At 64.1% G+C, this 10,723-nt stretch carries 12 protein-coding genes; 3 read left to right on the top strand and 9 right to left on the bottom strand.

Annotated elements, in window-relative coordinates:
• The 5 genes from VII69_10680 to VII69_10660 all read right to left on the bottom strand — a co-directional run.
• Nucleotides 1-457 (bottom strand): hypothetical protein (locus VII69_10680; protein HEY5095572.1); only part of this gene is annotated, 457 nt, incomplete at its 3' end.
• Nucleotides 447-1,901, bottom strand: a complete 1,455-nt coding sequence (locus tag VII69_10675; protein ID HEY5095571.1) for a flagellar M-ring protein FliF C-terminal domain-containing protein — start codon at nucleotides 1,899-1,901, stop codon at nucleotides 447-449. The genes VII69_10680 and VII69_10675, both read right to left, overlap by 11 nt.
• Nucleotides 1,902-1,908: 7 nt before the next feature.
• Nucleotides 1,909-2,220, bottom strand: a complete 312-nt coding sequence (locus VII69_10670) for a hypothetical protein (GenBank protein HEY5095570.1) — start codon at nucleotides 2,218-2,220, stop codon at nucleotides 1,909-1,911.
• Nucleotides 2,221-2,234: 14 nt separating this feature from the next.
• Nucleotides 2,235-2,642 carry a hypothetical protein gene (locus VII69_10665; GenBank protein ID HEY5095569.1) on the bottom strand — a complete coding sequence of 136 codons (408 nt, stop codon included), beginning with the start codon at nucleotides 2,640-2,642 and terminating at the stop codon, nucleotides 2,235-2,237.
• A complete protein-coding gene (locus VII69_10660) occupies nucleotides 2,639-2,944 on the bottom strand; it encodes a hypothetical protein (GenBank protein HEY5095568.1) in 306 nt (101 codons plus the stop codon). The genes VII69_10665 and VII69_10660 overlap by 4 nt, the downstream gene beginning before the upstream one ends.
• Before the next feature lie 123 nt (nucleotides 2,945-3,067).
• On the opposite strand from VII69_10660, the gene VII69_10655 reads away from it, so the two are divergent.
• On the top strand, nucleotides 3,068-4,903 hold the full coding sequence (locus VII69_10655; GenBank protein ID HEY5095567.1) for an adenylate/guanylate cyclase domain-containing protein: 1,836 nt from the start codon (nucleotides 3,068-3,070) through the stop codon (nucleotides 4,901-4,903).
• A 15-nt stretch (nucleotides 4,904-4,918) separates the two neighbouring features.
• Nucleotides 4,919-7,978 (top strand): GAF domain-containing protein, encoded by a 3,060-nt coding sequence (locus VII69_10650; protein HEY5095566.1) that lies wholly within the window; start codon nucleotides 4,919-4,921, stop codon nucleotides 7,976-7,978.
• 48 nt (nucleotides 7,979-8,026) lie between these two features.
• Here VII69_10650 and rpsI read toward each other — a convergent pair whose 3' ends face one another.
• A complete protein-coding gene (gene rpsI / locus VII69_10645) occupies nucleotides 8,027-8,428 on the bottom strand; it encodes a 30S ribosomal protein S9 (GenBank protein HEY5095565.1) in 402 nt (133 codons plus the stop codon).
• Nucleotides 8,428-8,859: a 50S ribosomal protein L13 gene (rplM, locus tag VII69_10640; GenBank protein HEY5095564.1), complete on the bottom strand. Its 432-nt coding sequence runs from the start codon at nucleotides 8,857-8,859 to the stop codon at nucleotides 8,428-8,430. The genes rpsI and rplM overlap by 1 nt, the downstream gene beginning before the upstream one ends.
• A 169-nt stretch (nucleotides 8,860-9,028) precedes the next feature.
• On the opposite strand from rplM, the gene VII69_10635 reads away from it, so the two are divergent.
• Complete coding sequence (locus tag VII69_10635; protein ID HEY5095563.1) at nucleotides 9,029-9,271, top strand: hypothetical protein; 243 nt, start codon at nucleotides 9,029-9,031, stop codon at nucleotides 9,269-9,271.
• Nucleotides 9,272-9,297: 26 nt separating this feature from the next.
• Here the strand turns inward: VII69_10635 and VII69_10630 are convergent, their stop codons facing one another.
• Together VII69_10630 and VII69_10625 are read right to left on the bottom strand one after the other, a co-directional pair.
• Complete coding sequence (locus VII69_10630) at nucleotides 9,298-9,501, bottom strand: heavy metal-associated domain-containing protein (GenBank protein HEY5095562.1); 204 nt, start codon at nucleotides 9,499-9,501, stop codon at nucleotides 9,298-9,300.
• Nucleotides 9,502-9,531: 30 nt separating this feature from the next.
• Nucleotides 9,532-10,455 (bottom strand): site-2 protease family protein, encoded by a 924-nt coding sequence (locus tag VII69_10625; protein ID HEY5095561.1) that lies wholly within the window; start codon nucleotides 10,453-10,455, stop codon nucleotides 9,532-9,534.
• Between the last annotated feature and the right edge of the window lie 268 nt (nucleotides 10,456-10,723).

Raw genomic sequence — 10,723 nt, 5'->3', positions numbered from 1 at the left:
CGACCGTGCCGGCATCGCAGTCCACAAACACATCGCCCGGCGAGAGCCCGTGATCGGCAACGACGTCGTGTTCAGTGGAACGTGCTGCGGCGACCGCCATAGGCGGCGCGACGCGCACCGTCGCCGTTTTCGGGCTTCCGGCGGCGCGCAATGCGTCGTCGACAAATCGTGCGAGCAGGCGTGGATTTCTGTCGACCGCATAACGCAGTGCGCGCGCGCACGCCGCAGCGGCCAATTCGACGGCTGCCGCGCGAATGCGAATCTCGTCCGGTTCCGTGTTGATGGGAGTGAGACTTGGTCCACGCCGGCGTTCGCCGGCAAATGGGGCAAGCGATGCTTGCCCTCCTACATCCGGCGGAGCGAGCGATGCTTGCTCTCCTACATCCGACGGAGCAAGCGATGCTTGCCCTCCCACAAGCCGCCGCGGCACGAGCGGCACGAAACCGCTATCGATCATCGCTCCACTCGGCGATGCAGGCTTCGATCGCACTTCGCCGCTCGGGATCGAATTCAAGCAACACGCGCGCGCGAAGACCCGGCGGCATGCCGCTCATCAAGTACGCCACGGTGCGCGGCGTCTCTGCGCCGATCCTCGCGCCCAAATCGGGCGTACGATTCTCATCGCGCGCCGCTGCCGGAACAGGCGGCGTGTCCATTTCGCGACGCCGGCGCAAGAATGCGCCTGCCATCGCAAGCGCGCACGCCGCCGCTGCGGGAATCGCGATGAGCGCCGACAGCGGACGCGATTGCGATGCGGCCGGCACGATCTTGTCCGATGACGGGCGCGTGGCGAACGGCAACATCGCGACGACGACCGTGTCGCCCGCGCCGAGGTCCGCGCCCGCCGCCGCGCGGACGAGCCCGGCGACGTCGTCGCGCCGGCTAGAATCGACGCGGCGAGCGTCCAAAATGACGGCCACCGAAATGCGGCGGACCGAATCCGCCGCCGTGGTGCGGCGTTCGACGTCGGTGTCGTAGGCATAGTGCTGAACGTGCCGTTCTTTGTCGAAGATCCGCGCGGCTTCATGTCCGTGTTCGCGGCCGGCATCGGCATCGAGCAAACCGTGCGGCGTGATTCGTGTTGACTGAAGCGAAACGTCGGCGCCTGCGGTGACGACTCGCACGCGCACGACGCTCGCGCCGGAACCGAGCACCGCGTCCAGCGCGCTTTGGACCGACGACTGCAATCTTGTTTCCCGCGACGCGGACGGATCTTGAATCGCGGCGCCGTCGAGCAACGCGCCGTCGGAATCGGTCACGGTCACGTGCTCGGGAGTCAGACCGGCGACCGCTGCGGCCACGAGCCGTCGAATGCCATCGATGACGCGCGGCTCCAGATGCGCATTTGGCTGCAATATGACTTGCACCGCCGCGCTTGGCGGCGTCGCGGGATCCAGCGCGAACGGATCGTCGGCTTCAGGAGTGAGGATGACGTTTGCGTCGGCGACGCCGGAGATGCGCCGGAGGGTCTCGGTGAGATCGCCTGCGATGCCGATGCGCCGGCGGTCGTCGAGCTGGGATCGCGGCGTCATCGCGCTCGCCGGTTCGGCGAGCATATCGGCTGAGGTCGGCACGAACGGACGCGGCAGACCTGCCAGCGTGAGCCGCAGCAGGACGTCCCTACGGCGCGTGGCAGGCACGTACACTTGCGTGCCGGCCGCATCGGAAGAATACGTTTCGTTCCAGAGCGTGAGCGCACTCTGGATTTCGCGCGCCTGCGAGGGATGCAGCGGCGCTTCGAATAGCGCGGCATCGCCGTACGATCGTGCCGCGAATGCCGCCGCGATTCCGGCCGCGGCGACGGCGAGCACGGTTACGAACATCGAGACGCGCCGCCGCTCTATCCACGCAAGCGCCCGGCCGGTGAGCGCCGGCAACGATTGCGGCAGTTCGGCAAGCACGCTTCTGCTAGCTTTGTGTCTGGAGCAGCGAGGTTATAGCCGAGCTCACGCGCGATGCCGCGACGGACGCGATTTCAAGTGCGACATCGGCTTTCGCGCGTGCGATCGCGGCCGCCGCCACACCGCCGCCGCCGGAAGCGAGCATCGCCGCAGATCGATCGGCCGCGACCACCGCGCCCGCCGCGCTATCGGTCATCGAGGCAAGCATCGCCGCAAAACTTGCATCCGCGCCGGCATTGCCGGCGTATCCTGCTTCCGGCCCGGCGGACGACGGCACGGCGGGTATGGCTTGGATAGCGGCCGGCGATCCTGCAAACATGATTCGCGTTCCCTTCAGAACTTGTCGATGTCCGACGCCTCGACGTCCATCTGTTTGGCCGCCTGCAGCGCAGCAACGTCGGCGTCGTACGCGCGGCCAGTGGCGACAAGCGCGATCATCTGACCGATTGGATCGCCGTCCGACCGCGCATTCTGCGAGTTCTGCGACGACATATCTGCCGTTTCCATTTCCGGCATCGCGTTTGCGAACGGCATCTCGATGTCGATGGGATCGGCTGATGAGAGCGCGTCGTCGAGCGCATTCGAAAATGATGCGGGTACAAATGAAGAGTCGCCGTTGCTTTCGCCATTGCGAGCGGCGCCGGCCGAACCTCCGCCGGCAAGATTCCGGGCGATGACGTCCATGGCCGACCGTTCCGCCGCCATGCCGTCCGCGGCGATGTCGAAAGCTGCGTCGGTCACCGGCGCGCCTCTTCCGCAGCCGACTTGAACTCGCGAAGCATCGCGCGTTCTTGATCGGCAAGCGCGCGATATTGTATCGAATTCTGCGCCGATGCGGCCATGGAGCGCTCGATCGTGCCTGACGTTCCCGAAGCATCGAGCGCGCGAACGACCAGGCCTCCAAAACGTTCGCCATCCGGGGCGATGTCGACGGGTTGGAATCCAGGCGTACGGGCGTTCGTCGCATCGGCTGCGAGCACGACCGCGCGCGCTTTCGCAAACGCTAGGCCCCGTTCGACGGCGTCAAATCCGGTCTGCGACATCTGCGCCTCCAAGTCGGAAGAATGTGCGGTTCCGATACGATATGCGGCGCGGGCGGCCGTCCTGCGTCCGGAGAACGGCCAAACCCGCGTCCCACGCTTCAAACATGAGGGAAAATCGCCGGATTGAAACCCCGGACCCTTGCCGTATTCGTGCTCAATGCCGATGATATCAATTATATGGACCAAGACCGGCGCGATAACCCGTGGGCGCGAATTTCGTCCCGCCTCGATGAGGCGTTGGATGGCGCGCGCCACCTCGCCGACGGGCCCGCTGTGCCCGGCACGAGCAGTGCCGCCAAACTCATCGAGTTGCTTGCCGAGGCGCGCCGCGAGGTGCGGGCGCGCGACCTCGAGGGCAAGGTAGCGTCCACACGCGCACAACGTCTGGACGATGAACTCGACCAGCAGCGCCGGCGGGCCGACACGATCGTCCGCACCGGCAAGGCCATCAACTCCGTCCGCGAATTGCCGGCTCTGCTGCAGCTCATCGTCGACCTTTCGGTCGAGGCGTTAAACGCCGAGCGCGGGCTCATCGTCGTGCCCGATCCGGCCGGCGGCCGCAGGGAATTCCGAGCTGTCAGGAATCTTGACGCAGCCCTCGTCGAACGGCCCGAATTCGCGGTAAGCCGCTCCGTCGTCGATCGTGTGCTCGACCGCGGCGAAGCCATCGCCACCACCGACGCACTGGACGAACGCGACATCACCGTAACCGCGACCATCCGCTCGCTCCACATCCGGTCGATCGTCTGCGTGCCGATCAAAGGCAAAGAAGGCGTCATCGGCGCGCTGTACGTCGATTCGCGGATCCGCACGGACACCGTGCTGCATCACGACCCCGAACTGCTTTCGACCATCGCCGACCAAGCCGCGGTCGCCATCGACAACGCACGCCTCTACGAAGACCTGAGCGAGAGCTTTGGCAAACTTTCGTCCACCAAGACGCAAAACGACGAGATCCTCGAATCCATCGCGTCCGGCGTTGTGGTGTTAGACGCGCAGCAGAACATCGTGCAGTTCAACCGGGCGGCGGAAATGACGTTCGGCCTGTCGGCCACCACGATCGTCGGCCGGCACGCGCGCCTGCTCAACACATGGCTCCCCGGTTTCACCGCGCTGCTCGACCAGTACCGCGCAGGCACCGACGCGCGGCTCCAAACCGAGATCGCCGGATCCCACTTCATCCGCGGTCCGATCGTCCTGCAGATCACGTTTTTCCGCATTCGCGATCTTGCCAACGGCGGCATGGGCACGGCTGTCGTGCTCAACGATTTGACCGATAGCCGCGCGCTCGAGGCCGAGAATTTGATGCACGAGGAGAAGAGCCGCGCCATCGCGCGATCTTTCTCCCGCTACCTCGCGCCTCACGTCGTCGGCGATCTCATGAAAGATCCCGACTCCGTCGTGCTCGGCGGCACCCGCCAAACCGCCACCATGCTCTTCGCCGATATCCGCGGCTTCACGGAACTATCGGAGCGCCTCATGCCGGAAGAAGTCGTCGAACTTCTCAACCGGTATTTGGCGCCGGTGGTGAACGTCATTTTCGCGAACAACGGTCTGCTCGACAAGTTCTACGGCGACGGCATCATGGCCGTGTTTGGCGCGCCGATACCGGCCGAAGACGATGCGCGACGAGCGGTGACCGCAGCGCGCCAGATCCTCGAGCAAGTCCACCTTCTCAACGCCCAGCCGGGCGTGACGTGGCCGCTCTCGGTGAGCATCGGCCTTGCAACGGGCGACGTCGTCGCCGGCCACATCGGTTCCGAGCGCCGGCTTGAATACACAGTCATCGGCGACGCCGTCAATCTCGCAAGCCGCTTGCAAGCGATCGCCGAGCCGAATCAGATCCTCGCCGATGAGGGAACGTTCAACAAGATCAAGGGCCTCCTCACCACCACCCGCCGCATGGCGCGCATCAAGGGAAAAGCGGCGCCGATCTCCGTTTACGAACTCCATGGATAAGAGGCCGCAAGGAAAGTGAGCCGCCCGGACGTAGCGGGCGGCCCCGTTGATGCTGCGCCGGCGGCGCTCGATGAGGCAGGCCGCCAGGCTGCGAGCGACGTCGCGTGGGCGGTGCTCTCGCTGCTCGATTGCCGGGTCGTCGAAGTCTATATCCTCGACGAGAGCGCGGGCGCTTATGCACCGGCGGCCGTCGCCGCGTCCGGCGAAACGCCGCCGCAGGGCCGGTCCGTTTCCGTCGAAGACCTCGCTGAAGTGCTCCCATTCGGCAGAGTGAGTGTCACCGTGCCCGATGCTGCCACCCTTTCGGGTCCGATCGGCGCGGCGGCAAACCGCCTGAATGCGGTCTCGCTTCTCGCATTGCGCCTCGATAGAGGCCGCCGCTCGCTCGGCTTCATCCTCTGTGCCTATCAAAATGCCCGCGTCTTCGACGCGACCACCGATCTCGTATCCATCGCTGCCGTCCGCCTGGCGGCCGCGTCGTTGGATTTTGCCCGGCGCACTTCGCAAGCGCTCGACCGCGCAGACCGGCTAGCCACGCTGCTTGACAGCGCGGCCGCGTTCGCGGGCGAACTCGACCTCGAATCGCTCTTCGCCGCCATCCACGTCCAGATCCGTCGGCTGATGGACGCACCCGGGCTCTTCGTGGCCGTCGCCGCCGGCGATTCGGGCGAATTGCGCACCGAATACGCCATCGATTGCGGAACGCGGCTTCACATAGAAGGGCCTCCGCCCTTCGATGGTGCGGCACTCGACGTCTATAGCAGCGGCAGGCCGCTTATCATCGAGAGCGGCTCGATGATTCATCCGCCTTCTTCGCCGGAACGCGACGCGCTCGAACCGCGCAAAGAATCCGCGCTGATCGTACCGATGAAACTGCGCGACCGCATCATCGGCGTCATGTGCGTGCAGTCGTCGCGAAAGGACGCGTACGGCGCCGATCAAATCGAATTGCTGCTCGAAGTAGCAGAACATGCCGCCACCGCCATCCAAAACGCCGGAATATTCCGGGAGGAGCGCCGCCGGACCGAAGAGATGACGGTCCTTCATCGCTTGGCCACGCTGACGTCGTCGGATACCGAGCTCGAGCGGGTCATGTCCGCCATCGTCGCCGAAGCGGCTGCGGTCTTCCATGCCGATGCCGCCAGCATCGCTCTTGAAGACGAACTTGGCCAGTTCCAAGCTGCGGCGGATTTTGGTCTTTCCGATGAGTTCCGCGCGCTGCGCGTCATCGACGGCGAGGCGCTGCGCTTGCTTTTCGGCGATCCGCCCACCGACCGATTCTTCAACGCTGAGCGTTTCGACGCGATAGGTCAAGGCGACTTGCTTGCCCGCGAAGGCGTCACATCGGTCTCGCTCGCGCCGCTCGTCTATCGGGGCCAGCTCGTCGGCTGCCTGGCGCTATACGGCTGCGAGCGAAGCGTCCGCTTGAGTCCAAGCGAACTGCGCCTTGCGCAGCTCTTCGCCGATCAGGCCACCGCGGCGCTGCAGCGAGCCCGCGCGGCGCGAGCATTGCGCGAACGCATCGACGACTACGCATTTCTCGCGCGCGTGAGCCGGGCGCTTGTCTCGCGCCTCGACGTCGACTACGCCGCCATCCTCTCGCTGCTGCGCGAACAATTCGGCTACCACTATCTCTCCATTTTCACATTGGAGGGCGAGCCGCAGGCGTTGGTGCTCAAAGCGCTGCTCGGCTACGATGCCGACGCGGCGCGCAAGGCGCCGCTGGCGATTGGCGAGGGCATCGTCGGCGTGGTCGCGCAAAGCGGCGAGATGGCATATGCCGCCGACGTCGCGCGCGATGCGCGGTATATCGCCGGCGCGGCAGATATCCGATCGCTGCTCGCCTATCCCCTCACTTTTGGCGACCAAGTCCTGGGCGTGCTCAGCATCGAGAGCCCGCAGCTCGACGGATTCTCCAGCCGCGACCGCCGAGTCGTTGCGGCGTTTGCCGATCAATGCGCCATCGCGTTGTCGAACGCCAGACAATACACGTCGGCCACCGACCGCCTCGCGGCGCTCGACCTAGCGAAGGCAGAACTCGAGCGGCACTCGCAAAACCTCGAACGGCGCCACGACGAGCTAAAGCTCATCAACAGCGTCTCCGCAGCTGCAATCGGCACGCTCGATCTCGACCGCTTGTTGCACACCGCCGTGCGCAGCATCGCAAAGGGACTGCGCGTGGAACGGGTCGCAGTGGACATCTTGTCCGACGATCAAACGCAGTTGGAGATCGCCGCGGAATTCCGAACGGACGACGTTCCCGTGACGGTCGGCGCGAAACTCCCGGTCCGGCGGCGTTCGGCACTCGCGGAAGTCGTGTTCGAGCGAAAAGCCGTCGCCAGCGACGATCTCGAGAGCGACCCGCTCATGGGCGACTATCGCGATTGGATACGCGAGCGCCGGTTGCGTTCGGGAGCGTTTTTGCCGCTCGTCGTCGAGAACCGCGTCATCGGCATGCTTTCCGTCAACGCCACGTCGGAGACGCGGATCTTTTCCGCCGACGAGGTCAACATATTCGAGACGGTGGCCAATCAGATCGCCATCGGGGTGCGCAACGCCCGGCTATACGGCCGAGCGAAAGACCGCGCCAACGAAGATTCGCTCACTGGTCTTTCCAACCACCGTTATCTGCAAGAGCGCCTCGACCACGAGATCGCGCGCGCCGAACGCGCCGGACTTCCACTCGCGATCGTCCTTCTCGATCTCAACAATTTCAAGAGCTTCAACGACAACTTCGGCCATCAGGCCGGCGACGAAGTGCTGCGATTCGTCGCCAACGCCGTGACGTCGTGCCTGCGCACCACCGACATAGCCGGGCGGTATGGCGGCGACGAGTTCTTGGTGATCCTACCCCAAGCCGATGAAGGCGGCGCGCGCTTGCTGCTCAGCCGGTTGCGGCGTAAAGTGGAACAGCGCAACGACGCGGGCTTCCCGCCTATCCCCATTGAGATGTCGGCCGGCATCGCCGTTTATCCGCGAGAAGCCGATAACAAAGCCGACCTTGTGGCGGCTGCAGACCGCGCCATGTACGCGGACAAGAAGCGCGGCACACCCGCGAACAGCACGGCGCGATAAGAAAAAGCCGGCCACGAAGGCCGGCTCGATTTTTCAAGATCTGTGAGTCTAGCGCTTGCTGAACTGGAAGCGCTTGCGGGCGCGCTTGCGGCCGTATTTCTTGGACTCTTTTTCGCGCGGGTCGCGCGTGAGGAGGCCGGCTTTGCGCAACACCGGGCGCAGCGTTTCGTCCATCTGCACGAGCGCGCGCGCAACGCCATGACGAATGGCGCCGGCTTGTCCGGTGAGTCCGCCGCCGTGCGCGTTGACGGTGATGTCGAATCGTTCGACGCTGTTCGTGGCTTCGAGCGGCTGCCGGATGATCTGCATCAGCGTGGCGCGGCCCATGTATTCTTCCGCGGGGCGGTCGTTGACTTTGATCGCGCCCTTGCCGAGCGTGAGCAGCACGCGCGCAACGGAGCGCTTGCGGCGGCCGGTTCCGCCGTGGATATTGCCTATGGTGTGGGCCATCAGTCTGTCTTCAATTCCTTAGGTTGCTGCGCGACATGTTCGTGCTCGGCGCCGACGAAGATGCGCAGACGTTTCAAACGGTTGGCGCGCAAACGGTTCACCGGCAACATTCCGCGCACCGCGTATTCGATGAGGCGCGTGGGGTGCTTCGTGCGGATGTCGCCGGCCGTGCGCTCGGTCATGCCGCCCGGATATTGCGAGTGCTTGTAATAGATCTTGTCGGTCCACTTTTTGCCGGTGAGGTGGATCTTCTCGGCGTTGACGACGACCACGAAGTCGCCGGTGTCGGCGTGCGGGGTGTAGTCCGGCTTGTGCTTGCCCTGAAGCACGCGAGAAATCCGGGTGGCCAGGCGGCCGAGGGTCTTGCCTTGAGCATCGACGACATACCATGTCCGGTTGACGTCGTTCTTCGCGAGCAGAGGAGTTCGCATTCGTTGCTGACAGCCTTAAATCGACAATGGAAGCCTGCGCGTACGCGCATGGCGAACCTCGCTATCATACGTGACGCAAGGCGCCCAAGTCAAGTTTGCGCCGCTTGGCTCGTGGGTCAGTTCGCTATGCAGGACGGTCTACAATCGCGCAAGCTATACACTTCTGGTCGTGTTATCGCTTCTAGCGCTGCTGATGGTTGTTAGCGGCTACATGCAGCCGCCTCAAGCAGACGAAGACACGGCAGCACACATCTTTCAGCTGGCTATTGTGATGCTGGTACCCGCGATCGTCGTCTTCCTCGCCACGTCAGACTGGATTCAGCCTCTGCGAAGCGTGCGGCGATTGTTCTTGCCCGTCACCGCGTTGATTCTCGCGTTCGGAGCCCTGTACTACCTCGAGCACGTCGGATAAGGCCGATTCGTCCATACCGGACGCCGCTACTCGGCGAACCAAACTTCTCCGGGCACGTAGCCCGCGACGCCGATCGCATGGGAGAGCACATCGGGAGTCGCGATATCGGGATCGCCGGAGACCACCGCCCGTCCCTCGGCAAAGCTGACGCGGACTGCACGCACGCCGGACACAGCCATCAACGTGTCGGAGACGCGTTTCTCGCAATCCGAATTCCTCATGCCGGACACTTCGACCACGATTTCTTGAATGCGCACTCGTCACGACGTGCCGACGGCGATACCCGCGATGTGCCAACCAATAGCCTGTAATCCGGCCAGACCGAAGTATGCGAGACCGATCGCAAGGCGCTCGCCGGACGGCACTTCGTAGTAAGGGTCCGTCGCTTGATCCGGATGAAACGCAGACAGAATGCGTCGCCACGACAACGCGACGATCAACACGATGAACAGCAAACCGGCGCCGTGCCAGATGATGGTCATCGCGACGATTGCCACGAGGCCCGCCACCCACAGCTTCGGCGAAAGTGCGCCGACGACTCTGCCCCCGTCCAGCGGTATGACGGGCAGCATGTTGAACAAATTGATGAAGAAAGCCGCCGATGCGAGCGCGAACCAGATCTTGCCGCCGCCCTGCGCGCCGACGATGTAGCACACGGCTGCTCCCGCCGTTCCCAACAACGGGCCCGCGATCGCCACCTCGGCTTCGACGCGCGCGTTGGGCGGCATCTCGCGCATGGCGACGAACGCGCCGAAGAACGGTATGAATATCGGCACGCTCGCCTTGATGCCGCGCCAATACATCGCGATCACGTGACCCATTTCGTGCACGAGGATGAGCAGAACGAATCCGGTCGCGAACGGCCAGCCGAAGAGGAGCGACCACGCCCAGATGCTTACGATCAGCGACCCGCCCGAAAGCAGCAGCTTTCCGGCGATGGCGATCCATTTGAAGTTGAGGAGCAGGAAGAGCAGGCCTTTGACCTTCGCCCACCATGCGAGTAGGGTGAGACCTATGCCCGCGGCGCCCGCCTTGACCTGATTGTTTTTTGCGTTTCGGTTGTCGTCCGGAATTTGGCCGGGCGCGCCGGATTCGCTGGGGTTATTTTGCACCGCGACAATTCGATACCCGGGCGGCAAGAGCTCCGGAGGAATCCCGCCGGGATGTGGATCTGGCGCACTCACTATGTCGGCGGCTTCGAGCTAGGCCAACGTTATTCATCGGAGCGTGGGGCCCGTCATCGACGTGGAAAAACTTCCACTTGAAATCGGCCGGGTTGTGGCTATACTAAGGGTTACCCTAGGTTCGAGCTACCTCGGAAAGGGTAGGAAAATGCCGAACAATCTCAGCGTTGTGTTAGTGCACGGCGGCTTCGTAGACGGCTAAGGCTGGATGGGCGTCTACAAAATCCTCAAGGAAGACGGTTTCGATGTCAGCGTCGTCCAGAATCCC

It is taken from the genome of Candidatus Eremiobacteraceae bacterium, from assembly GCA_036511855.1.
GTDB lineage: Bacteria > Vulcanimicrobiota > Vulcanimicrobiia > Eremiobacterales > Eremiobacteraceae > JABCYQ01.
This window is presented reverse-complemented; position numbering and strand designations above follow the sequence as displayed.

Coding starts and splice junctions, on each gene's coding strand:
- VII69_10670 (HEY5095570.1), bottom strand. CDS start 2,220: ATGTTTGCAGGATCGCCGGCCGCTATCCAAGCCATACCCGCCGTGCCG.
- VII69_10660 (HEY5095568.1), bottom strand. CDS start 2,944: ATGTCGCAGACCGGATTTGACGCCGTCGAACGGGGCCTAGCGTTTGCG.
- rpsI (HEY5095565.1), bottom strand. CDS start 8,428: ATGGCCCACACCATAGGCAATATCCACGGCGGAACCGGCCGCCGCAAG.
- rplM (HEY5095564.1), bottom strand. CDS start 8,859: ATGCGAACTCCTCTGCTCGCGAAGAACGACGTCAACCGGACATGGTAT.